Annotated in this window: 22 protein-coding genes; 11 read left to right on the plus strand and 11 right to left on the minus strand. The window is 42.3% G+C overall.

What is annotated here, in order from left to right; all coding sequences use genetic code 11:
• The first annotated feature begins 98 nt into the window (after positions 1 to 98).
• From I2I04_RS15220 to I2I04_RS15245, 6 genes are all read left to right on the plus strand, one after another.
• A complete protein-coding gene (locus I2I04_RS15220; protein WP_195655383.1) occupies positions 99 to 1019 on the plus strand; it encodes an NAD(P)-dependent oxidoreductase in 921 nt (306 codons plus the stop codon).
• Between the two features lie 185 nt (positions 1020 to 1204).
• Positions 1205 to 2452, plus strand: coding sequence for a DUF1015 domain-containing protein (locus I2I04_RS15225; RefSeq protein ID WP_143257583.1), 1248 nt, complete (start codon positions 1205 to 1207; stop codon positions 2450 to 2452).
• A gap of 284 nt (positions 2453 to 2736) precedes the next feature.
• A complete protein-coding gene (locus I2I04_RS15230; RefSeq protein WP_143257584.1) occupies positions 2737 to 3354 on the plus strand; it encodes an IMPACT family protein in 618 nt (205 codons plus the stop codon).
• A 20-nt stretch (positions 3355 to 3374) separates the two neighbouring features.
• Entirely contained in the window at positions 3375 to 4178 is an 804-nt protein-coding gene (locus I2I04_RS15235; RefSeq protein WP_185911476.1) for a C39 family peptidase, read from the plus strand.
• 72 nt (positions 4179 to 4250) lie between these two features.
• Complete coding sequence (locus tag I2I04_RS15240; RefSeq protein ID WP_143257585.1) at positions 4251 to 5336, plus strand: HpaII family restriction endonuclease; 1086 nt, start codon at positions 4251 to 4253, stop codon at positions 5334 to 5336.
• Between the two features lie 59 nt (positions 5337 to 5395).
• Positions 5396 to 5965, plus strand: coding sequence for a nitroreductase family protein (locus tag I2I04_RS15245; RefSeq protein ID WP_195655384.1), 570 nt, complete (start codon positions 5396 to 5398; stop codon positions 5963 to 5965).
• A 212-nt stretch (positions 5966 to 6177) separates the two neighbouring features.
• Here I2I04_RS15245 and gcvP read toward each other — a convergent pair whose 3' ends face one another.
• From gcvP to I2I04_RS15275, 6 genes are all read right to left on the minus strand, one after another.
• On the minus strand, positions 6178 to 9027 hold the full coding sequence (gcvP, locus tag I2I04_RS15250) for an aminomethyl-transferring glycine dehydrogenase (RefSeq protein ID WP_195655385.1): 2850 nt from the start codon (positions 9025 to 9027) through the stop codon (positions 6178 to 6180).
• Between the two features lie 115 nt (positions 9028 to 9142).
• Entirely contained in the window at positions 9143 to 9781 is a 639-nt protein-coding gene (locus tag I2I04_RS15255) for an MBL fold metallo-hydrolase (RefSeq protein WP_004311627.1), read from the minus strand.
• A 43-nt stretch (positions 9782 to 9824) separates the two neighbouring features.
• Entirely contained in the window at positions 9825 to 10445 is a 621-nt protein-coding gene (gene rsmG / locus I2I04_RS15260; protein ID WP_143257588.1) for a 16S rRNA (guanine(527)-N(7))-methyltransferase RsmG, read from the minus strand.
• A 114-nt stretch (positions 10446 to 10559) separates the two neighbouring features.
• Complete coding sequence (locus I2I04_RS15265; RefSeq protein WP_195655386.1) at positions 10560 to 11411, minus strand: RsiV family protein; 852 nt, start codon at positions 11409 to 11411, stop codon at positions 10560 to 10562.
• A gap of 144 nt (positions 11412 to 11555) precedes the next feature.
• On the minus strand, positions 11556 to 11789 hold the full coding sequence (locus tag I2I04_RS15270; RefSeq protein ID WP_143257590.1) for a YecH family metal-binding protein: 234 nt from the start codon (positions 11787 to 11789) through the stop codon (positions 11556 to 11558).
• A 73-nt stretch (positions 11790 to 11862) separates the two neighbouring features.
• Positions 11863 to 12948, minus strand: a complete 1086-nt coding sequence (locus I2I04_RS15275) for a metallophosphoesterase (protein WP_195655387.1) — start codon at positions 12946 to 12948, stop codon at positions 11863 to 11865.
• 285 nt (positions 12949 to 13233) lie between these two features.
• On the opposite strand from I2I04_RS15275, the gene I2I04_RS15280 reads away from it, so the two are divergent.
• From I2I04_RS15280 to I2I04_RS15295, 4 genes are all read left to right on the plus strand, one after another.
• Positions 13234 to 13632: a hypothetical protein gene (locus I2I04_RS15280; RefSeq protein ID WP_195470504.1), complete on the plus strand. Its 399-nt coding sequence runs from the start codon at positions 13234 to 13236 to the stop codon at positions 13630 to 13632.
• Positions 13633 to 13756: 124 nt separating this feature from the next.
• Positions 13757 to 15979 (plus strand): TonB-dependent receptor, encoded by a 2223-nt coding sequence (locus tag I2I04_RS15285; RefSeq protein ID WP_195470503.1) that lies wholly within the window; start codon positions 13757 to 13759, stop codon positions 15977 to 15979.
• Between the two features lie 72 nt (positions 15980 to 16051).
• The gene (locus I2I04_RS15290) at positions 16052 to 16375 is read left to right on the plus strand and encodes a heavy-metal-associated domain-containing protein (protein WP_195470502.1); all 324 of its coding nucleotides are present in this window, start codon (positions 16052 to 16054) and stop codon (positions 16373 to 16375) included.
• A 98-nt stretch (positions 16376 to 16473) separates the two neighbouring features.
• On the plus strand, positions 16474 to 18684 hold the full coding sequence (locus I2I04_RS15295) for a heavy metal translocating P-type ATPase (RefSeq protein ID WP_195655388.1): 2211 nt from the start codon (positions 16474 to 16476) through the stop codon (positions 18682 to 18684).
• A gap of 130 nt (positions 18685 to 18814) precedes the next feature.
• Here the strand turns inward: I2I04_RS15295 and I2I04_RS15300 are convergent, their stop codons facing one another.
• Positions 18815 to 19654, minus strand: coding sequence for a helix-turn-helix domain-containing protein (locus I2I04_RS15300; protein WP_074636520.1), 840 nt, complete (start codon positions 19652 to 19654; stop codon positions 18815 to 18817).
• A 66-nt stretch (positions 19655 to 19720) separates the two neighbouring features.
• Here I2I04_RS15300 and lipB point away from each other — a divergent pair, with 66 nt between their 5' ends.
• A complete protein-coding gene (lipB, locus tag I2I04_RS15305; RefSeq protein ID WP_143257596.1) occupies positions 19721 to 20404 on the plus strand; it encodes a lipoyl(octanoyl) transferase LipB in 684 nt (227 codons plus the stop codon).
• Here the strand turns inward: lipB and I2I04_RS15310 are convergent.
• From I2I04_RS15310 to I2I04_RS15325, 4 genes are all read right to left on the minus strand, one after another.
• Positions 20361 to 21278 (minus strand): PorV/PorQ family protein, encoded by a 918-nt coding sequence (locus I2I04_RS15310; protein ID WP_195655389.1) that lies wholly within the window; start codon positions 21276 to 21278, stop codon positions 20361 to 20363. The genes lipB and I2I04_RS15310 overlap by 44 nt on opposite strands.
• 2 nt (positions 21279 to 21280) lie before the next feature.
• A complete protein-coding gene (locus I2I04_RS15315; RefSeq protein ID WP_195655390.1) occupies positions 21281 to 22837 on the minus strand; it encodes an N-acetylmuramoyl-L-alanine amidase-like domain-containing protein in 1557 nt (518 codons plus the stop codon).
• Between the two features lie 6 nt (positions 22838 to 22843).
• Positions 22844 to 24832: an OPT family oligopeptide transporter gene (locus tag I2I04_RS15320; protein ID WP_143257599.1), complete on the minus strand. Its 1989-nt coding sequence runs from the start codon at positions 24830 to 24832 to the stop codon at positions 22844 to 22846.
• A 105-nt stretch (positions 24833 to 24937) separates the two neighbouring features.
• Positions 24938 to 25333, minus strand: coding sequence for a DUF1573 domain-containing protein (locus I2I04_RS15325; protein WP_143257600.1), 396 nt, complete (start codon positions 25331 to 25333; stop codon positions 24938 to 24940).
• Between the last annotated feature and the right edge of the window lie 81 nt (positions 25334 to 25414).

Raw genomic sequence — 25414 nt, forward strand, 5'->3', positions numbered from 1 at the left:
AATATTTTCACCACAGATTACACAGACGAACGCAGACTTTTTAAATTCTGTGAGGCTCTGGGTAATCTGTGGTGAGTCTTTATAAACAGAATTAGATTATGAAAGTACTTATAGCTACTGACAAACCGTTTGCAAAAGTTGCAGTAGACGGTATCCGTAAAGAAATAGAAGCGGCCGGATTTGAGCTTGCTTTACTTGAGAAATATACAGAAAAGGCTCAATTGCTGGATGCAGTGAAAGATGCTAATGCTATTATTATCCGTAGCGATATTATTGATGCAGAGGTGCTTGATGCTGCCAAAGAATTGAAAATCGTAGTACGTGCCGGTGCAGGATATGACAACGTTGACCTGGCTGCTGCCACTGCTCACAACGTATGTGTCATGAACACTCCGGGACAGAACTCTAATGCTGTTGCCGAACTCGCTTTGGGTATGATGGTATATGCTGTTCGTAATTTCTATAACGGAACTTCCGGTACAGAACTGATGGGCAAGAAACTGGGTATTCATGCTTATGGAAACGTAGGTCGTAATGTAGCCCGTGTTGCCAAAGGTTTCGGAATGGAAGTGTATGCTTACGACGCATTCTGCCCGAAAGAAGCAATCGAAAAAGATGGTGTGAAAGCACTTGATTCGGCAGAAGAACTGTATAAGACTTGCCAGGTGGTATCTCTTCATATTCCGGCAACTGCTGAGACAAAGAACTCTATCAATTATGCTCTGTTGAAAGATATGCCGAAAGGTGCTATGTTGGTAAACACTGCCCGTAAGGAAGTTATCAATGAAGCGGAACTGATTAAATTAATGGAAGAGCGTGCAGACTTCAAATATATCACAGATATTATGCCTGTTGCTAATGCAGAATTTGCAGAGAAGTTTGCCGAACGTTATTTCTCAACTCCAAAGAAGATGGGGGCCCAAACTGCTGAAGCAAATATCAATGCCGGTATTGCTGCCGCTCAACAAATTGTAGGCTTCCTGAAAGATGGTTGCGAGAAATTCAGAGTAAACAAATAAAATTCTGAAGAAGCCAGTCGGACCTTTCAGAATAACAATAACCGTTCCTCCAGAACAACTATGATTGTATCTGAATAAAAACAGTCCGTCACAGAATGTCTTTTTTAGAAATAAGTAGTATATTTGAGCCACAGATTTTCAATAAGTCTGTGGCTTTAATTTTTTACGTATTAAATACTAATATCATGGCAATAATTAAACCTTTCAAGGGCATTCGTCCTCCACAAGACCTAGTAGAACAGGTCGCTTCACGTCCTTATGATGTATTGAATTCAGAAGAAGCCCGCACAGAAGCGGAAGGTAACGAAAAGTCCCTTTATCATATTATTAAACCGGAAATAGATTTCCCTGTCGGTACGGATGAACACGACGAACAGGTGTATGCTAAAGCTGCCGAGAATTTCCAACTGTTCCAGGACAAAGGTTGGTTGGTGCAGGATAATAAGGAAAATTATTATATCTATGCCCAAACGATGAACGGGAAAACACAATACGGATTGGTAGTTGGCGCATACGTTCCCGATTATATGAATGGGATTATCAAAAAACATGAGCTTACCCGTCGTGACAAGGAAGAAGACCGTATGAAGCATGTCCGTGTGAACAACGCTAACATCGAACCTGTTTTCTTTGCTTATCCGGATAATGAGAAACTGGATGTTATTATCAAGAAGTATACGACAAGCAAGCCTGTTTATGACTTCATCGCTCCGGGTGATGGCTTTGGACATACTTTCTGGGTTGTCGATCAAGATGAGGATATTGCTACCATTACTGCCGAATTTGCTAAAATGCCGGCTCTTTATATTGCCGACGGACATCACCGTTCTGCCGCTGCTGCACTGGTGGGAGCAGAGAAAGCAAAGCAAAATCCGAATCATCGTGGTGATGAAGAATATAATTACTTCATGGCTGTTTGTTTCCCAGCCAACCAGTTAACCATCATCGATTATAACCGTGTAGTGAAAGATCTCAATGGTTTGACTCCCGAACAATTCCTGGCTGCACTTGATAAAAACTTTATAGTGGAAGAGAAAGGTGCGGATATCTATAAACCATCCGGATTACATAACTTCTCACTCTATTTGGGGGGCAAATGGTACAGTCTGACAGCCAAAACTGGTACATACAATGACAATGATCCTATTGGTGTGCTTGATGTTACCATCTCATCCAACCTGATTCTGGATGAAGTTTTGGGCATAAAGGATTTACGTTCGGACAAACGAATTGATTTTGTTGGTGGTATCCGTGGATTGGGAGAGCTCAAGAAGCGTGTGGATAGCGGTGAAATGAAAGTGGCTCTGGCTCTTTATCCCGTATCTATGAAACAATTGATGGATATTGCAGATACAGGTAATATTATGCCACCGAAGACTACTTGGTTTGAACCGAAACTTCGTTCGGGCTTGGTAATTCATAAATTGGATTAGGAAACATCTATCGGATGATGCAAAAAAGACGTTGTTGATGTGAGCTATATCAATCAATGTAACACCCGATTAAGATAAAAAAAATAGTGACGGTATATGCCCGGGATAGTGACGGTATCTTTGTGGTATACCGTCACTATTTTTATAGGATAGCGTCACTATCTTGTAGATGAAAATCTGTCAACAAAGATTTTATATTCCCAACTACATCTCATCGGTAAATGGAACATTAATATTTCCAAACGATAGATTGACTTTTCTTATTAAAGCCGTATCTTTGCAGTATGACTGCTGAAGATACTTATAAAACCATCATTGAACCTTCCGAAGGTATTTATACGGAAAAACGAAGCAAGTTTATTGCTATCGCCCTTCCTGTGCGTACTCTCGATGAAATAAAAATACATCTTGAAACGTATCAGAAGAAGTATTATGACGCACGACACGTATGTTATGCCTATATGTTGGGAGCTGCACGAAAGGATTTCCGTGCCAATGACAATGGAGAACCTTCCGGAACAGCGGGAAAACCCATTCTCGGACAGATAAACTCAAATGAACTGACGAATATCCTGATTATAGTAGTCCGTTATTTTGGAGGAATCAAGTTAGGGACAAGCGGATTGATCGTGGCTTATAAGGCTGCCGCTGCTGAAGCTATTGCTGCTGCTACAATTATAGAAAAAACGGTAGATGAAGACGTGACGGTAATGTTTGAATATCCCTTCATGAATGACGTAATGCGCATTGTGAAAGAAGAGGAACCTGAAATTCTCAATCAGTCGTATGAGATGGATTGTAGTATGACGTTACGTATTCGTCGTTCGATGATGCCTAAGTTGCGTGCCCGTTTGGAAAAGGTGGAGACAGCGCGGATTCTTGATGATGAGAATGTATTGTAAGTAAGATATTTAAATATTGCATGAGAAATAAATATCATATAATTTTCAATCTGTTTTTAAGCTTCTTTGCTTTGATAAGCGTTCAGACGCAAGTACAAGCACAGGAGACTCAAAAGCTCGCTCCTAATAATATTCCTGTTCCGTGGTATTCGCAGAAAATCACGGGATGTCCTTATTCGCATTGCTCTCTGGCTTCTTCGCTAATGGTATTTGATTACTTCAAGGGTATGACGACCGATACACAACGTACAGCTCAGGATGCAGAAAAGAAATTGATTGAATATCAACGCAACTACTTTCTGAAAAAACGTGCTCCCTTCCGTCGTCGTACATCGATAGGGCAGGGAGGATACTATTCTTTTGAAATTGATTCTTTGACACGTTATTATGAAAACATGATAAGTGCCGAACATTTTCAGCAGAAAGATTACCGGGTATTAAAAGATTATATTGATCGTGGTATACCTGTGCTTGTCAATGTGAGATATACAGGAGCTGTTCGTGGTTTGCGTCCCGGTCCGAGAGGGCACTGGATGGTGCTTCGTGGTATTGATGATAAACATGTGTGGGTAAATGATCCCGGGCGTTCGCCGGAGATGCGGAGTAAAGGAGAAAATATCTGTTATCCTATAAAGAAACAGCCGGGCAATCCTTCCTATTTTGATGGTTGTTGGACAGGACGATTTATCATAGTTACTCCCAGAGAATGGATTCGAAACTCTCTGTTTGCACAAATAGGCAAGCTTCCTCCATTGGAAGAGGTGACTCATATAGTTCCTCCTATTGTGTCGTCTGCAACCTTACCGCAGGTTATCAATCAGTAAGCAACTCATGGTGAAGATAGAAATTTCTTAGTAAAATTAGGATAAAAAGAACCATTAGTAAAATAAAGACATATGGCATTTGAAGCAACCAAAAAAGAATGGTGCGAACTCTATTCTTTCTTTCGTCTCCTGGCAGACGGGAAAGTAGTGTTAGGCACAGCAGAAGCAAAGGCGGGAGAAAGATTCTGGCCTGTTGCAATGATTCAACGCGAAGAACATGACGGGACACGTCAATATTATATTGAAGAAGATACGATCCGTATAGTGGGAGAGAGCGGGGTAAAATCGATGCCTCGTGAGGATTTTGGTATTGTAGCAGATCTGATATTGCAGGCTGTGAAAACTTCTTCGGAAAATGATGTAACCTCTCCGGAAGGAGTAGAAGCGTTTTTAGACGAAGCTGCCATTTTCGATTTGGAAGCAAAAACAGAAGATCGTACCGATTTCTCCATTGCATTTTGGCATCCGGAAGCCCCGTTGAGAGGTTTTAATGTCCGTTCACGGTTGGGTGTAATGAATCCGTTACTGGACGGAGGACGTGCTGCAAATCTAAAACTGGAACAGAGTGGAGTCAAATTTGCCACTCCCACAGTGAATAAAATCAATGCTTTGCCTGAATCTCCGAATGAAGTTGCTGAGCGAATGATGATGATCGAGCGTTTGGGTGGTGTACTCAAATATTCTGATGTAGCCGACCGGGTATTCCGTAGCAATCTTCTGATGATTGATTTGCATTTTCCACGTGTATTGACAGAAATGGTCCGTATTATGCATTTGGATGGTATCTCCCGCATTAGCGATCTGACGGAAATAGTCAAACAAATGAATCCATTGAAAATAAAAGACGAACTGATAAACAAGCACAAGTTTTATGAGTTCAAGATGAAGCAATTCTTGATGGCGTTAGCTTTAGGAATGCGTCCGGCAAAGATCTATAATGGATTGGATTCGGCTGTGGAAGGGATTCTGTTGGTGGGCGGAAGTGGAGAGGTACTCTGTTATCATAAATCAGAAAAACAAGTGATGGAGGATTTTTTGTTTCAAAATACTCGTTTGGAAAAAGGGGCTTTGGAGAAAGATAAGTACGGATTTTTGGAGAGAGAAAATGGAATCTATTATTTTAAACTGAACGCAAAGATTGGATTAGTTAAAAGATAGAGAACTACAAGGTACTGATGCGGCAATCTTTGACATACTTATATAAAAACTTGTTATCCATGAAAACGAATGAAGTTTTAGAGAACATTAAAGCACGGCGTAGTGTACGGGCTTATACTAGTCAGCAAGTTTCAGAAGAAGATTTGCAGGCTATTCTGGAAGCTGCAACTTATGCACCAAGTGGAATGCATTTGGAAACATGGCATTTTACAGCTATTCAGAATGTTGATAAATTGACAGAACTGAATGAGCACATTAAAGGGGCTTTTGCAAAAAGCGATGATTCCCGTTTACAAGAGCGTGGACATAGCAAGACTTATTGTTGTTATTATCATGCTCCGACTTTGGTGATTGTATCTAATGAACCTACTCAATGGTGGGCTGGGATGGATTGTGCTTGTGCAATAGAAAATATGTTTCTGGCTGCTCATTCTTTAGGAATCGGCTCTTGCTGGATCAACCAGTTGGGTACAACATGTGATGATCCTGAAGTTCGTGAGTATATTACCTCTTTAGGTGTTCCTGCCAATCATAAAGTCTATGGTTGCGTAGCTTTGGGATATGCTGATTCGAAGATTTCAATGAAAGAGAAAAAGGTGAAAGCTGATACAGTAACCATTGTCAAGTAGAAATAAAATTCAGATATATATATTTATTGGGATTTACATTCCATATCACGAAATTTGAGCCTTGGAGATAGTTGATGTATCTCCAGGGCTTCTGTTTATTCAGCCCTTGGCTGATTGATCCCGGGGCTCAATGAGTGTGAGTCCCGGGATTATTTCTTATAGAGATGCTTCTTTATCCTTTCTAATGAATTGATTTCTCCAATAAATCACTTTTATTCAAACGTACCATAACGAGTTGGTAGTAACTTACGGTCTCCCAGCGTGTTGTCTACACGAGCTACATTGACCCAGAATTTGTTATCACGTACACTTTCTATCGGATAAGCCGCTTTCTCACGTGTGTACGAATGTTCCCAACGATCACTAACAATTTCGTATTCCGGATGCGGAGCATTAATCAATACATTATCATCCTTATCTGCTTCGCCATTTTTCACTTCCTGAATCTCCTTCCAGATATTCAGCATGACATCTACAAAATTGTCCAGTTCTGCCAAACTCTCGCTTTCTGTCGGTTCAATCATCAACGTACCGTGAACAGGGAAAGAGAGGGTAGGAGCATGATAACCATAATCCATCAAACGTTTGGCAATATCATTTTCCGAGATACTTGTTTCTTCATGTATTTCCCGACACTCCAGAATCATCTCGTGTCCTACGAAACCATTGGCTCCCCGATAAACAACTCCATACGTATCTTTCAGACAAATAGCCAGATAATTAGCATTTAAGATTGCAATCTTAGTTGCCTGCGTTAATCCTTCTGCACCCATCATACGGATATATCCGTACGTGATAGGCAAAATACCTGCACTACCAAATGGGGCAGCTGATACTTGATTCTGTGAATTACCGAAGATTCCATGTCCGGGAAGGAAAGGAACCAGATGTTCGGCCACACAGATAGGACCGACTCCCGGACCTCCGCCACCATGAGGGGAGGCGAATGTTTTATGAAGATTCAAGTGGCAGACATCCGCACCGATGAATCCCGGATTGGTCAATCCCACTTGGGCATTCATATTGGCTCCATCCATATATACTTGTGCGCCACAGGCATGAATGATGTCGCAAATTTCCTTTATTTCTGTTTCGAAGATACCATGTGTAGAAGGGTAAGTGATCATCAGTGCTGCCAATTCATCCTTATTTTCTTCAGCCTTAGCACGCAGGTCATCCATTTCTACGTTTCCTTGTTTGTCGCATGCACAGGTGACAGTCACAAATCCTGCCTGTATAGCTGACGCAGGATTTGTTCCGTGGGCTGAAGCCGGAATCAGGACTTTGTTCCGATGTCCCTGACCGATACTTTCGAGATAAGCACGAATCACACGAAGCCCTGCATATTCCCCCGCAGCCCCCGAATTTGGTTGCAGGCTGACTCCTGCAAATCCGGTGATAACTTTCAGATCTTCACTTAAATTCTTGATTAATTCCCGATATCCTTCTGCCTGATCTTCCGGAACCAGTGGGTGCATACTCATAAATTCAGGACGACTTAAAGGCAACATTTCCGCAGCTGCATTCAGCTTCATGGTACATGAACCGAGAGAAATCATCGATTGTGCAAGAGAAATATCTTTGCGATCCAAACGTTTGATATAACGCATCATCTCTGTTTCCGTGTGGTACTTGCTGAATACTTCGTGCGTCAGGAAAGGAGTTGTACGTTTCAAAGCCTTGTCGATATTGTTTTTTTCCGGAATATCGTCTACTTTCTGATAATCTTTTCCGGCAGCGATGGCAAAGATAGATAGCAATACATTGGCGGCTGCCACATCTGTTGTTTCATCAATGCTGAAACCTACATTGCCATTCTCATAATAACGCAGATTTACTTCTTTACTAAGCGCTATTGTACGGATTTGTTGTGCCGAAACGTGTTCGGGCAACTCAAAACGTAAAGTGTCAAAATATTGAGCGTTGACTTGTGTATATCCACATTTCTTCAGCTGCTTTTCAAGAAATACAGTAATACTGTGGATGCGCGACGCAATTGTTGTGATACCCTCCTGACCGTGATAAACAGCGTAAAAGCCTGCCATAGTAGCTAATAATGCCTGCGCGGTACAAATGTTTGAAGTTGCTTTTTCCCGCTTGATATGCTGTTCACGTGTCTGCAAAGCCATCCGATAGCAGAGTTTGCCATATTTATCTTTAGACCATCCGATGATTCGTCCCGGCATATTCCGTTTGTATTCGTCTCTGGTAGCAAAGAAAGCAGCCGACGGACCACCATAGAACATTGGAGTACCCAAACGTTGTGTGGTTCCGAATACAATATCTGCTCCCCATTCTCCCGGAGGAGTCAGTAAGGCAAGACTTAAAATATCTGCGGCGACAGCTACTTTGCAATCTGCGGCATGAGCTTTTTCTGTAAATTCGGAATAGTCCTCAGCGTTTCCATTCGAGTTCGGGTATTGCAGAATGCAGGCAAACACTTCCGATGAAGGTTCAAAATCTTTATATTTACCAACACGCAGTTCGATGCCTTGCGGCACGGCGCGTGTAGTCATAACAGTCAATGTCTGTGGAAAGATATTTTCGTCTACAAAAACTACGTTTGCATTGGCTTTCTGTTGCGCACGGGAACGTAAGGCATACATCATGCTTACAGCTTCGGCAGCGGCAGTTGCTTCGTCCAAAAGTGAACAGTTGGCGAGCGGCATAGCAGTAAGGTCACACACGGCTGTCTGGAAATTCATCAAAGCCTCTAGGCGTCCTTGCGACACTTCTGTCTGATAAGGAGTGTAAGAAGTGTACCATACCGGGTTTTCGAATACATTCCGTTGGATAACAGCCGGGGTAATCGTGTTGTACCATCCCAAACCGATATACGTAGTATATAGTTTATTTTTATTTGCCAGTTCGGCGATGTGTTTTCCAAATTCGTATTCCGTCAGCGGACTAGGCAATGACAGTGGCTCTTTCAGCCGTATATTGGCGGGAATTGTTTTATCAATCAGTTCGTCCAGTGAGTTCACGCCAATTTTGCGGAGCATGATGGCTGTGTCTTGTTCATTGATGCCGATGTGACGGCTAGCTAACAAATCGGTTTTCATAATAATTTCAAGTATTAAGTATCAAGTATTAAGTATCAGGAATTAAGTATCGTAGGGGGAATTGCCCGTTAGCTTCGGTAATAATTAATACTTGATACCTAATACTTATTTTTTATTATCTAAAAAATGGGTTTTCAGCTTTCTCCATTCCGATCGTCGTAGGAGCACCGTGTCCGGGGTAAACGACAGTTTCGTTGGGGAGAACAAACAGACGGCTGCAAATGTGCTCTATCAGTTCATCAAAGTTGCCTCCTGTGAGATCGGCACGGCCAATGCTGCCCTGAAACAGGACGTCGCCGGAGAACATGCAATTGTCTTCCTTGCAATAGTATACCAAGCTACCGGGTGAATGTCCGGGCACGTGTATCGCTTCCAGTTTGGTATGTCCGAAAGTGATAATATCTCCGTCGTGCAGGTATTTGCCCAGTGGCACAGGTTCTTCCTGCAACTGAAAACCAAACATTCTGCTTTGTTTCGGAGCTTCGTCAATCCAGTACTCATCCGCTTTATTTGCTTCTGCCGATAATCCGAATTCTTTCAGCATGAACGGATTTCCGAAAATATGATCCAAGTGCAAGTGAGTATTCAGCAGATGCTTCACATTCAGTTCATTGGTAAGAATGAACTTTTTTAGAGCCTGCTTTTCCTCTTCATAAAAACAGCCGGGATCAATTACGACTGCTTCTTTAGTATCATCCCATAATACGTAGCAGTTTACGGGAAACATATTAAATTCAAATCTCTTTATTTTCATGGTTTCTTTATGATTTATCATCTATCAGAACATATAGTCTTGTTTAAATCGGAACATATACCACTTTCTTAGTTTGAAAGAACTCTTCTTCGAAATTATCGCTCAAGTTATGAATGACCGTTTTATGCTTGAACGGCATCGTTTCATGCTCCAATTCGCCACCTTTGAGACAAATCAGTCCGTTGGGTAATGCATTCTGTTGTTTCGAAGAGATATTCTTTTTGATAATCTTAATCAAATCCGCCAAAGGCATTACAGCACGGCTGACAACAAAGTCGAACGTTCTTTTTTCCTCTTCTGCGCGGGCATGGCGGAATGTTACATTTTTCAGTCCGATAGCGTTTGCCACTTCGGTTGCTACACGTACTTTTTTGCCGATACTGTCCACGAGGTGAAATGTTACTTCGGGAAATAAGATGGCTAAAGGAATGCCGGGGAAACCTCCTCCTGTACCCAGGTCCATAATGCTGGTTCCGGGACGGAATTGGATTACTTTGGCAATGCCTAACGAATGGAGCACGTGGTGCTCATATAAATTCTCGATGTCCTTGCGGGAGATTACGTTGATTTTTGAATTCCAGTCAGTGTAGAGGTCGTATAGAGCAGCAAACTGTTTGCGCTGTTCTTCCGTCAGATCAGGAAAATATTTCAGTATGATTTCCACTGTTTGAGTTTTGAGTTATAAGTTTTGAATGATATAAGTGGATGAATATCCTAATTCTGTCACACGGGAGTGATAACAATAGGATATTCATTGGTGTTCAGTTTTTTATGAAATTTAATTTTTCAGTTCTCCCAGAATCGGGTTACTGCCTAGTAAATGCTCCATCATAGAAAATGGGATTGTTACCTTTACAGGGCCCATAGAATAAGGAGTGATATCGTATACATTATAATAAAAGGTGACTCCTTCTTTGCTTAGATAGAAATTTTCTGTCGGAGCGATGTCCCCGGTGGAAGCATATCCCATATCTTCCAATGCTTCGTGAGTCGTCACTTTGTTGTCCGCCATGAGCTGGTTCCAGATCAGGTCGGTCAATGCGTCTTTGTAGTCTCCGACAAAAATATCATTGAGACGGAGCGGACGCATCAAGGTGAGATCTATGTTCAGGAAAGTTGCCATGTAAATGCCATGCGCGCCTCCGGTATATTCGTTATAGTCGATACGATATACAAGCAGGTCTTTATCATACAGTTGCACGTGGCTTTCTATACCTTTATAATAAGAATACCAAGCACCGATGGAAGATTCGTCTTCCTTGTCTTTCTCATCCTCGGTATACATCGGCTCAAGGTCGCGGCGGTATTCGCTGATATAATTCTCAGTGTATTGCTTTACAACTTCTTCCGGCTTTTCGCCGATGTATTTATCACCGAAGCAGGCCGAAATGAAATAAGCATTCAAACTGTCTTTCAGCATATCATCTGATGACTTGACCGGATAAGCAAAATTAATAATAATATTGCAAGCCGGTTTGGCTGTATCGCTGAAGAGGTGTGCTGTCTCATTCACTTGAATGCTGTCAAACTGTAACGCACCTGTGTTTTTGTTCATCTTGTCATGACAAGAAAACAAAAAGCCGCTTACCGAAAGTATAATTGCAAGCAGACTGACATATTGTTTTTTCATACCCGTTTTTTCTGTAAATTCAACATTTGTTTTATCATTCACTATTGACAAATATAGATGAAATTCGTGAATCGGGCTAATAAAAACAGAAAAATTTGCAGCTATTTATCCTCTAAAACAGGATTGCCGGATAGCATCCGCTCATCAATGCTTGCATACTTTAGTGATATCTACGGTGAATCCATCTTCAGCAGGCATAAATTTCCCTTTCATTTTCAGAAATTCGATGAGGGTATCTACGTCCATGTCTTCTGCCGAGCAGGCATAAAAGCGTTGCTGTGAACCAAACTTTTTAATGATTGCTTCCCGCAATGATGATTCCGAATAGCTGTTTCCTTCCATCATGTGGAGGACTTCATGAGCATGTAATTGTTCCATAATCTTTTTTTCTGCAAAGATAGGGCAGAGATTTCTTAGAAACTGTAACATATGTGACAAAACTGCATAATATTCATTGGAAGTTGAAAACAACCATTTCACTATGTGTTCCTATTCTGAAAGGCGGTCCCCAAAGAGACAATCCGGAGGAAACGTACACATGGCTGTTTCCCCATTGGCGGTAACCGTGACTTTGCTCGAATATATAATCGGTCATCCAGTTGATAGGCCATATCTGTCCGTGATGTGTGTGTCCGCTGAATTGCAGGTCGATGCCGGCCGCTTCTGTTTCTTTCAGGTTAAAGGGCTGATGATCCAGCAAGATGATAGGTTTGATTTTATCGACGTTCGCCATCAATTCTTGCAGGGAACTGCGTTTACGGTTGTGTCGGTCATCGCGTCCTACCAGTTGTATGCCGTTGGGGAGTGTCACTACTGAATCGCGCAAAAGTTGTATTGGAGTATTCTTTATATATCGGATACTTTCATCGATTCCGCTAATATATTCGTGATTACCAAGAACCATATAGATCCCCATAGGAGCTTTCAACTCGGCCAGTTCTTCTGCCATATTCTCTGTATAAAGAGGTACAACACTGTTATCAATCAAATCGCCACTAATCAGTATCAAGTCGGGATGCTGTGCATTTATCATTTCCACATACTTCTTCAGTGAAGCTTTCCCTGTACCGTTTCCCAGATGAACATCACTTATGGCAACGATTTTAACTGCGTGGGAAGTATCTCCGTTCTGTTTATTAGTTAAAATACTGACAACATTGATTTCCGGATGATAATAGTTGTACATCCCATATCCCAGTAATCCCAACGTGAACACTAAAGATAGATAGAACCGATACTTGCAGACAACTTTGAATAATTTCAAGATATCAAACAACAGCAGGAACAATGCCATATATAGGGTAAATATCAGCCAACTTGTTCCAATGATGTACATTGAATGGGAGATAAAGACAGACATCTCCAGATTGCGGGCCAACATCGTGCCGAATAAAGATAAGGCACAGATCCAGAATAAAACGGTTAAGAGTATTTTTACTCCAAGCGGTTTTACTTTCAGAGTCTGCGCCGCTCTGATAAATATGTAGACATTCCCTGCCAGATAAAGAGTGATAATGAGGAGTAGATATGTAAGCATAGCGTTTACTTAAAAAAAAACAGTAAATTTATTCGGGGCAAAGATAGGTTTTATTGTTGAGTAAAAAGAGTTAATAGTGCTGATATGACTCTAAAATAGCCAAATAATGGACCGGAAATATGCCTGCAATAAATTGGTATTCAATCTACTGTTGATGAATATGAGGTTACCGGGAAAATAACCGGTAAGAAATGCATGTAAATCTATAGTTTTGAATGATGATTGAATCTTAATTACGAAAATAGATAGGAAAATCTGTTTTTATTCTTATCTTTGTCCTCTGAAATGAAAAGACTAGCCTACATAACAGCACTAATCCTTTCTCTCCTGATTATCTATTCAGGAGGCGGGGTTTCTATTGTACGTTATTGCTGTGCCCGTTGTGAGATAGTGCAGAGCTGCTGTGATACAGGCTGTCCGAAGTGTAAAAAGTCTCATACTTGCGATTCAAAGAAAAACTGCAAAGAAAAAGGTTGTACGGCTACTATTTATAAGCTCGACCTGATGAAACATACTACCGAATTGACCGTATCAGTTTTGGCAGTCGATCTTTTATGTGAGCATTTCTGCTATCTGTTGACTCCGACCTATGCGGATAAACCAGTAGAATATGATAGTCTGACCTCTCCGCCACCTCTCTGCTCAAGGCAGATGCTGGCGTTATATTCCACTTACATTATTTAGCCATTATTTCTTTCTTATTTAATCCTTTGCTTTCTATAGAACATGAAAGTAAAGCAACACTGAATGCAACTAAGTTGCATGAGAAATGAATTAATTTTGTATCTCGAAAGTAACTTTAGAAAGAATGAAATATATGATAATAGGCCTGTTCCTGTTATTTGCCGGCAATACATATGCGCAAGTACGGGGAACAGTGAAAGATAGTACCGGGGAGGCTATTCCGGGTGCCAATGTGTTCTGGATGAATACAGGACAAGGAGTGACAACCAAGGAAGATGGTAGTTTTTCTATCACTAAACCTTCCAAAAGCCATATGCTGATTGTCAGTTTTATTGGTTTTCAGAACGACACGATTCATGTGAGCAGTAGAAATCAGCAATTGGATATTGTGCTTCGTGATGGAGTGGAGCTGAATGAGGTGAATATTGTCACTCGGAAACTGGGAACGATGAAATTGCGTAGCAGCGTGATGAATGAAGACATGATAAGTAGTGCCGAATTGAGTAGAGCTGCTTGTTGTAACCTAGGTGAAAGTTTTGTGACGAACCCTTCAGTAGATGTGAGTTATTCCGATGCGGCAACAGGAGCCAAACAAATTAAATTGTTGGGGCTGTCCGGCACCTATGTGCAGATGTTGACGGAAAACATTCCGAATTATAGGGGAGCCGCCGCTCCTTATGGATTGGGATATGTTCCCGGCCCATGGATGCAGAGTATACAGGTCTCCAAAGGAACATCTTCGGTGAAGAATGGTTATGAAGCCATTACAGGACAGATAAACGTAGAATTTAAGAAACCGCAGTTGCCGGAAGCTGATTGGGTGTCTGCCAATCTTTTTGCAAGCACTACCAACCGGTATGAAGCCAATGCGGACGCTACATTGAAACTTTCCAAACGATGGAGTACTTCTCTGCTAGCGCATTACGAAAATGAGACCAAGGCGCATGATGGTAACGATGACGGATTTGTGGATATTCCACAGGTGGAACAGTATAATGTGTGGAACCGATGGGCATATATGGGCGACCATTATGTTTTCCAGGCAGGTATTAAAGCTCTTTCTGAAACACGTACCAGCGGGCAGGCTAATCACGGAGGGGCAATGCACTCCGGTGATCTGTATAAAGTAGGGATCGATACAGAACGCTATGAATTCTTCACCAAGAACGCCTATATCTTTAATAAGGAGAAGAATACAAACCTGGCTTTGATTCTTTCCACCACTTTACACAATCAGGATGCTACGTATGGGCGCAAACTGTATAATGTGGATCAAACCAACGTCTATGCTTCGCTGATGTTTGAAACAGAATTTAATTCGCAAAATAGTTTCTCCGCAGGATTGAGCTTTAATTATGACGCTTATGACCAACATTATCGTTTGGAAAATACTACGGACAATCCTCTCAAAGCCTTTGAAAAGGAAGCTGTTCCCGGTGCTTACGTGCAATATACGTTGAACTTGAATGATAAATGGATGATAATGGCCGGTCTGCGTGGCGATTACAGTAATGAACATGGTTTCTTCGTGACTCCGCGTGCACATCTTAAATACAATCCGAATGATTATGTGAATTTCCGTCTTTCTGCCGGAAAAGGATATCGTACCAATCATGTGTTGGCGGAAAATAACTACTTGCTTTCCAGTAGCCGTAAGGTGGAAATTGCAAAGAACCTGGATATGGAAGAAGCATGGAATTATGGTGCCAGCGTCTCTACTTATATCCCTATATTCGGCAAAACGCTGAATGTGAATGCGGAATACTATTATACGGATTTCTTGAAACAAGTGATAGTGGATATGGATAGCAACCCTCACGAAGTAGCTTTCTACAATTTGGATGGACGTTCTTATTCGCATGTGTTCCAGGTGGAAGCAAGTTATCCTTTCTTCAAAGGGTTCACTCTGACAGGTGCTTACCGGCTCACGGATGCAAAAACGACCTACAAAGGTGAACGAATGGAGAAACCGCTGACGAGCAAATACAAAGGATTACTTACGGCTTCTTACCAGACTCCGCTAGGAATTTGGCAGTTCGACGCTACGCTACAACTGAATGGTGGCGGTAGGATGCCTACTCCTTATGACTTGGGAGACGGACAGTTGTCTTGGGAACGTCGTTATGGTAGTTTTGAGCAGTTGAGCTTGCAGGTGACCCGTTACTTCCGTCGTTGGTCTATCTACGTAGGAGGCGAGAACCTGACAAATTTCAAACAAAAGAATCCGATTATCGATGCAGCAAATCCCTGGGGGAACAATTTTGATTCTACCATGATTTGGGGACCGGTGCACGGAGCAAAAGGATATATCGGAATACGTTTTAACTTAGCTAGAAATAGTGAGTAAATACAGGAAATAGCGGGCGAAGAAACGATCGCATAATAAAGAAAGAATATTAATTTTAAACTGATAAGAAAAATGAGAACAAAAAGATGGATAGCCACTTGCGTGGTGGCTCTTTTGAGTGTAACAGCTGTATTGGCAAAAGATATTCGTGTCGTTGTATTTAAAGTGCCGCAGATGCACTGTGAGAAATGCGAAAAGAAAGTAAAGGACAATATGCGTTTTGAGAAAGGGTTGAAGGATATTTCGACCGAAGTAAAAACGAAAATGGTAACCATTACGTATGATGCTGAAAAAACAAATGTAAAGAAGTTGCAGGCAGGATTTAATAAGTTCAGTTATGAAGCCGAATTTGTAAAAGAAACAAAGAAAGACGATCAGAAGACTGATAAGAAGTAATTGAACAAATACCTGTATTAGCTTGTTTCTATAAACAAACAATGGTTCTTCCCCAACTTCTTTTTCGAGAGGAGGGGAGGGCCGTAAACAATAATTATATGGGTAACACAACAAAAAAGGTATTTCCTGTGCTTAATATGCATTGTGCAGGATGTGCCAATAATGTAGAAAAAACAGTAAAAAAATTGCCGGGAGTCATTGAGGCTTCCGTTAATTTTGCTACCAATACATTGACCGTTTCTTATGAGAAAGATCAGCTGACCCCCGGAGAAATTCGTGCGGCTGTGCTTGCAGCAGGTTATGATCTGATTGTGGAAGAAGCCCACAAAGAAGAACGCCGGGAAGAGGAACAGCATAAGCGTTACATTCGTTTGAAGTGGAAGGTGATTGGTGCGTGGATTTTGGTTGTACCGTTATTGGTATATTCCATGATACTGATGCATGTACCATACTCTAATGAGATTCAAATGGTATTTGCTATCCCTGTCATGGTCTTTTTCGGAGGTGGTTTCTTCACCGGAGCCTGGAAACAGGCTAAATTGGGACGGAGCAATATGGATACTTTGGTTGCACTTAGTACTTCTATTGCTTTTCTGTTCAGTCTGTTCAACACTTTCTTCCCCGAATTCTGGTATGACCGCGGATTGGAACCGCATGTCTATTATGAGGCTTCTGCGGTGATTATCGCTTTCGTTCTCACCGGAAAGTTGATGGAGGAACGTGCCAAAGGAAATACCTCGACAGCCATTCGTAAGTTGATGGGAATGCAGCCAAAAGTGGCTCGCGTTCTGCGCAATGGAGTGGAGGAGGAGATTTTGATTGAGAAACTTCAGGTAGGTGATTTGGTGGTTGTACGTCCGGGAGAGCAAATTCCTGTGGACGGTCAGCTTTCCGAAGGCGACTCGTATGTCGATGAGAGTATGATTAGCGGTGAACCGGTTCCGGTAGAAAAGAAGAAAGGTGATAAAGTATTGGCAGGAATGATCAACCAGCGTGGCTCATTTATCATTCGTGCCGCACAGGTAGGCAGTGAAACAGTGCTTGCCCGTATCATCTCTATGGTGCAGGAAGCACAGGGCAGCAAAGCTCCCGTGCAACGCATTGTTGATCGTATTACGGGAATTTTTGTACCTGTAGTGTTAGGCATTGCCATTCTGACATTTGTATTGTGGGTTACTATCGGTGGTAGTGAATATATCTCTTATGGTATTTTGTCAGCTGTATCTGTTCTTGTCATTGCTTGTCCATGTGCTTTGGGGCTTGCTACACCTACTGCGTTGATGGTGGGTATAGGTAAAGCTGCCAGCCAGCATATTTTGATTAAAGATGCAGTGGCTTTGGAACAAATGCGCAAAGTGGATGTCGTTGTACTGGATAAAACGGGAACACTGACCGAAGGCCATCCTACGGCTACCGGATGGTTATGGGCGCAGTCGCAGGAGTCACATTTCAAAGATGTACTTTTAGCTGCGGAAATGAAATCAGAGCATCCGCTTGCCGGTGCTATTGTCTCTGCGCTTCAGGACGAGGAAAAAATAAAACCTGCCGTATTGGATAGCTTTGAAAGCATTACGGGAAAAGGAATCAAAGTCTCTTATGAGGGACATACTTATTGGGTAGGCAGTCATAAACTCCTGAAAGATTTCAGTGCGACAGTAAGCGATGTGATGGCTGAAATGCTGGTTCACTATGAATCGGACGGTAACGGCATCATTTACTTTGGACGTGAAAACGAGTTGTTGGCTATCATTGCTGTTTCCGATCCGATAAAGGCTACTTCTGCCGAAGCGGTGAAGGAACTGAAACGTCAAGGGATTGACATCTGTATGCTGACGGGTGACGGGCAACGGACTGCATTAGCCGTTTCTTCCCGTTTAGGAATAGAGCGTTTTGTTGCCGACGCTCTACCGGACGACAAGGCCGAATTTGTACGTGAGCTTCAAATGCAGGGAAAGAAGGTTGCTATGGTGGGCGATGGTATCAATGATTCGCAGGCGTTGGCGTTGGCTGATGTCAGCATTGCCATGGGAAAAGGAACTGATATTGCTATGGACGTGGCTATGGTGACTTTGATGACATCGGACTTATTACTGCTTCCTAAAGCCTTCCAACTGTCAAAGCAGACGGTCAAACTGATTCATCAGAATCTTTTTTGGGCGTTTATTTATAACCTGATTGGTATTCCTATTGCTGCTGGTATCTTGTTCCCGTTGAATGGCTTGTTATTGAATCCGATGCTGGCAAGTGCTGCAATGGCGTTCTCCAGTGTGAGTGTAGTACTCAATTCCTTGAGCTTGGGACGAAAATGAGTAAGCAACTGTAAAAAAATAGCGAACTGTAAATAATAGACGGTGAATACTTTGCGGATAATACGCAATTTATTCACCGTTCATTGTTTTGCAACTCACCATTTATGTTTTCTATCACTCTTCGTAAAAATTATCTATTTCTAAATTCCAATGGCGTCATTCCTACATATCGTCTGAAATACTTGCCAAAGAAAGAGGCGCTGGGGAAGTTTAGAGAATATGCTATCTCTTGGATAGTCATATTGGTACCTTTTAGTTTGGCTTTAGCATCCATGATAACAATATAAGCAATGGTATCCAATACACTTTTACCTGTCACTTGTCTCACAGTCGTGCTTAGATGTTGAAGAGATATACCTAATTTATCTGCGTAGAACTGTGCACGACGCTCATTTTTATAATTTTCGGTGATGGCCTGAATCAGTTCCCGGCAGATTTCCTTTTTGCGGTTCGAACTACTGTTTTCGCCCGGAAATTTATGATATATCAGTCGTATGCTTGTCAGGATGGTCTGAAGAGACAATTCAACCAATTCAGAATCCATTTCGAAGTTCTCATTGCAACTGGCCCGTGATAATAGAGCAAAATAATCTTTCAGATAACTGGCTACTTCTTCATTAAGAGGAACCACCGGCTGTTCTATCAGTTTGGGATATGCGTTACCAATATTCTTCATCAGATTGATTCGTCCGGCACAATGGGCAGAGAAACCGGCAAAACAAAGACATACCTTTTCTGTTCTCTCCCGAAACTGAATGATTGTTCCCGGTAACAATGTAATCAGGTCATTGGGGCGAATTTCATAATCAAGCAGATTGATAGAGGCTTTCATCGAACCTTCGGTACAGATGGCAACAATACATGCCTGCAACCTGCAAGATTGCTTGTAAATATTGAGAATGTCTTCCGTTACATTCGTCCATGCTAATACTTCGGTAGGCAAGTCTACCTGTGGAAAGTCCATTTTCATAGTTGTGTTTGTTATATTGGGCCAACAAATGTACACATTTTCTTTTTATTTCTTACCTTTGTTTTCATGAAAACTGTTTTTATTGATTGGAGTTTAATACCATATGCCGAAGCATGGCAACGGCAGACGGAATGGTTTGATAACATTGTCCAGGCAAAAGTTCAGGGCGAGAGTTATGAAAACCGTATTGTGATGTGTGAACATCCCCACGTTTATACTTTAGGACGTAGCGGGAAAGAAAATAATATGTTGTTGAGTGATGAACAACTGAAAGCAATTGATGCTACTCTTTATCATATTGATCGGGGAGGGGATATTACTTATCATGGTCCCGGGCAACTGGTATGCTATCCAATATTGAACCTTGAAGAGTTTCAGTTAGGATTGAAAGAGTACGTTCATTTGCTGGAAGAAGCGGTGATTCGGGTATGTGCTTCTTATGGTATTGAAGCTGGTCGTTTGGAGAAAGCGACAGGTGTCTGGTTGGAAGGTGATACGCCTCGTGCGCGTAAGATTTGTGCTATCGGAGTGAGAAGCAGTCATTATGTCACGATGCATGGACTGGCTTTGAATGTGAATACCGATTTACGTTATTTCAGTTATATCCACCCCTGCGGATTTATAGATAAAGGCGTTACTTCTCTTCGTCAGGAATTAAAGCATGATGTGTCTATGAACGAAGTGAAGCAACGCCTCGAAGAGGAGCTTAGAAAACTATTCCAACTCCCAGTTGCCAGGTGCGGTGCATAAAGCAATCCTTATCAGCCAAGGCATAAGAGAAGTCTGCACGTATTGGCCAGAAGTTTATTCCGCAACCTAGAGTGCCATAGTTGCCTACCCCTTTGTCTTTGTCTCCAAAATGGTATCCTGCACGGACAACACCATATTTCAGGAAATTATATTCGGCTCCTACGCCAGCCTGGAGATGACGGATTTCAGAGGGGAGCAGATAGTTGAAGTCGAGCGCAACCTGCAAACGATTTTCTATGCTGAATGGCAGGTCGATTGTACCTCCCAATCCTAATCTGGCGGGCAACTTTTGTCCGTCCAGCTTCTTGCCTAAGTTGGCAGCTTGGAAACCAATGCTCCAGGAAGCCATTTCGTTCAATATAGCCATATTGCGATAGTAGGTCGCGCCGAAGTCCAGACAAACGCTATTCTTGCTGTCTGCACCTTCTGCGGCTTTGGCTTGCAGGTATCTGAAGGTTAATGAAAGAGACAGATTTTTGGCTATATTTCTGAAATAAGCAGCTTCTAAGTCCCATGCATGAGGACGGTAATCGAACACTTTGGGATCTTTGAAATGCCGGAAACCTACAGCAAATCCATGTATGCCTTCCCTTCCGATCCGGTAGAAAAGGGAGGCGCTATGTAACGCATAATCTTTGTTGATTTTAGCAAATGAATAACTTGCACCCATCACTTCTTGTGAGAAAGCGATGGTAGAAGCATTATGAAAAATAGCTGTACTACCGTTATCGGTGGTAGCTAATCCTGTACCTGCCATACCTGCCGATTGGGCGTCCGGAGTAAGTTCCAGAAAGTAGGCGCTTGCCATTTTTTGTGCTCCCAGCAAAGTGGGGAATAAGCACGAGGCGAGAAGGAAATGTTTTACTCGTTTCATAATCAGTTATTTTTAGAGTGAGACATCCGGACAACACGTATGCCTGTCCACGATTTATTGTTGTTTAGCATGTGATTGAGAGGTTCGTGGCTGACAACTACTTTCCCCAATGTAGAAGAAGCGTGCAGCAGGTGCAGTTTCCCATTTTTATATTCTGCTATTCCCACATGAGAGATGTCCAGTCCAGGCATCTTCGTTGTGATAGCAATGATATCTCCATTCATGATCCAGGGCAATCCCGTTTCCGGCAGTTCGCTTTTCGGTAACCAATGTACGACTTTTCCGGAGATTGCTTTTTCATATTCGGCCATTTGTCGTACATTTTCTGGCGAATCAGCCAATTTTTTATATTGCTTGGGATGGGTAGACATATACGAAAGAGATAATTTTTGAGTATGTGCACTGTTTTGGGCAGTAATATCGGTGAGGAATCCATGGCGGATCCCGTTCTCAATCCATTCGGAAGTATAATGCAACCGGGAAGGATATCCGTTGATGATGCCGTCTCGATAACGTATTTTTTGCAGATTGTCAGCAAAGGAAGAGCCCAATGCTTGTGCTAGCGTATATTCTACGAAAGTGAGGCAATCTACGGCATTAGTCTGGATTATTAATGATTCTTCTCCGTCTTGGTCTAATGTGTTAGCCACGTATTTAGTTCCCAGGTATGATTTCCCGATTCGTAACATGGGCTCGGGATTTTCCGGGAATGCAACACCGTCGCGCAACCATTTTTCCAATTCTTGTGTCCATTGTTGCTTATATTTAAAATGGTCCTGAAATCCCCAGCCATGTCCTCCGGTAGGATAAACATGGAGAGTTGCCGGAACCTTGTTTTTTTGTAAAGCGAGGTAATAGTTCACTCCGTGATAAGGTGCTACGGAAGGGTCGTCGGAGGTAAGAGCGATAAATGCTTGTGGAGTATCGGGAGTTACTTGCAATTCGGCAGAAAACTTCTGTATTTGTTCCATTGTGGGATTTTTGCCAAGCAATGCAGTTCTTGTATTTCCACGGGTAATTTGCATCATCGTAACCACTGGATAAAGTAATATCTGAAAGTCCGGACGTGTTTCCGAATTATAGTGAGTGGCGAGTGTAGCAGTTAAATGTCCTCCCGCAGAGGCTCCCATTAATCCTACCTTATAAGGATTGACATTCCATTCTTTGGCATGTTGACGTACCATGCGAATGGCTTGTTCGGCGTCTGATACGGGGACTTCCCAATGTCCGTTCGGCATCCGGTATTTTAATACAATATAGGTAATACCTTGTCCGCAGAACCAGGGAGCCATATCATACCCCTCTCCATCCATACCTAGACCACGATAACCGCCTCCGGGGCACATGATAATAGCCATTCCATTCGGCTTTTCCGGGTGGTAGACCGTCATGGTGGGATGCGTGACATTAGTGACAAAATGAGGACGCGTTTCCTGCTCTTCTCCGGTTAGTCCACTGGAGTTGGGAGCGCCGTCGGGCCACAAGGGTAGCTCGACGGGTTGCTGCGCAAATGATATGGCAGTTACAAGCGATACTATAATGGATAATAGTCTCCTCATAATTATTTATTTAATTTTCATTGAAGCCTTTATAAAGTAAAGAATCAATAATGCATATGCTCCTAATGCCAACACTTCTGACCAAGTATTGTTCAACCATGTCTCATTAACCAGATTGATTCCACCAAAGCGCATCGCGGCACTGATTACTCCCATCAATGCACCTCCGGCAATGAAACCGGATGCCAGTAAAGTTCCTTTTTCACCTCTTTCCGTATTCAGAGTTGCATCTTTGCTGCGCGTTGTAACAAACCAATTCACTGCTCCACCCACTACCAGCGGCACATTCAGTTCTAATGGAATAAACATACCCAATGCAAAAGCTAATGCAGGAATTTTACAAAGAGTCAGAATAATTGCTAAGACAGCACCAATGCCATATAACAACCAGGGTGCACCTACACCACTCATTAGCGGTTCGATAACGGCCGCCATCGCATTTGCTTGCGGAGCAGCCAGTGCGCCACTTGTAAATCCGTATGTTTTATTCAGGATAATCATTACACCGCCTACTGTTGCAGCTGATACGATCGTTCCCAAGAACTTCCATGTTTCCTGTTTGGCAGGCGTACTTCCGAGCCAGTAACCAATCTTCAAATCGGTGATAAAACCTCCTGCCATCGACAGTGCGGTACATACTACGCCACCCATTACCAATGCGGCAACCATGCCTGAAGGACCTTTCAGTCCGACGGCTACCATCACTACGGAAGCCAAAATCAGCGTCATCAATGTCATTCCCGAAACAGGATTAGTACCAACAATCGCAATGGCATTAGCTGCTACTGTGGTGAACAGGAAAGAGATGCCGGCAACCAGAACAATGGCTACCAATGTATGCAACAAATTTCCTTGCATGACATCGAGGTAGAAGAATAATACAATTAATATCAGTGTGATGATGGAACCGATGGCAATAATCTTCATTGAAAGATCCCGTTGGGTACGGATAATGCTTTTCTCTACATTCCCTTTACCGCCCATCTCTTTTGCTGCCAGTCCGACAGCACTTTTAATGATGCTCCAGGAACGCATAATACCGATCACACCTGCCATAGCGATACCACCAATACCGATACTCTTAGCATAATATTTGAATATTTCTTCCGGACTCATCATTCCTACGGTAGAGGTAATTTCCGGATTCCAGGCATTCAGTACACTGTCTCCCCAGATAGCAGACATTCCCGGAATGATAATCCACCACACAGCCAGTGAACCGGCACAAATGATGGAAGCATATTTCAGTCCGACGATATATCCCAAACCAAGCACAGCAGCACCGGTGTTTACCTTGAATACCAACTTCGCCTTTTCTGCCAGCATTTCTCCGGCACTGCAAACACGGGTAGTAAAGTTCTCGTTCCACCATCCGAATGTTGCTACGATGAAGTCATATAATCCGCCGATCATACCTGCCATCAATAACGGTTTAGCCTGGCTGCCGCCTTTTTCTCCGGAGATCAACACTTGTGTCGTGGCTGTTGCTTCAGGGAAAGGATATTTTCCATGCATGTCGCTGACGAAGTATTTACGGAAAGGAATAAGGAATAGAATACCCAATACGCCACCCAATAAAGAGCTGATGAATACCTGCATGAAAGTAACTGTCATCTCGGGATATTTAGCTTGGAGAATATAAAGAGCGGGGAGGGTGAAGATAGCTCCGGCAACGATTACTCCGGAACAAGCTCCGATAGACTGGATAATCACATTTTCTCCCAACGCATTTTTTCTTTTGGCAGCTCCGGAAACCCCTACGGCAATGATCGCAATTGGAATAGCTGCTTCAAATACCTGTCCGACCTTCAATCCTAGATAGGCAGCGGCGGCTGAGAAAAGGATTGCCATGGCAATACCCCATGTTACTGACCAGATATTAACTTCCGGATAATTTTTTGAGGGACCCATCAACGGGTTGTACACTTCTCCGGGTTTCAACTCTCTGAACGCATTCTCGGGTAATCCGGTGAATTTGTCTTCTTCTTGTTTCATAGTTTTTATAATTTGCTAATGTGTCAATTTACATTTCCGTCCTCAAAGTAAACAAAAAAAAAGGAGAACCGAAAGATTCTCCTTTATGTAATAGTCTATTTTCTCCTACTTTGCATCTTTTGCTGTCATATCGCCCTCAATATACAATCTTACCATCTCTGTTTTGGCGTTGGTACGCAAGGTGATTGATTTCTTGAAATGTCCCGGATATTTGCCTGTTCCGTTATAAGTCACCTTGATTGTTCCTTTTTTACCCGGCATGATGGGCTCCTTTGTATATTCGGGTACTGTACATCCGCAAGAGGCTACAGCCTGATGGATCACCAGAGGGGCATCACCTATATTAGTAAAGGTAAATGTGCAACTGACAACCGGGCTGTTTTCAGAAAACTTACCGAAATCGTGAGTCGTTTTGTCAAACTTGATATCTGCATTTGTTTGCGCAAATGTAAAGCTTACGCCCATTACTAACAGGGTCATTAAAAAAAGTATCTTTTTCATTTTTCCTTCTCTTTTTGATTACAAATGCCAAAGATAATGCTTTTTCCCCTAAAATATACTTTATGGAGTGCGAAATAGTAT

The organism is Bacteroides sp. 1001136B_160425_E2 (genome assembly GCF_015559655.1).
GTDB classification, from domain to species: domain Bacteria; phylum Bacteroidota; class Bacteroidia; order Bacteroidales; family Bacteroidaceae; genus Bacteroides; species Bacteroides luhongzhouii.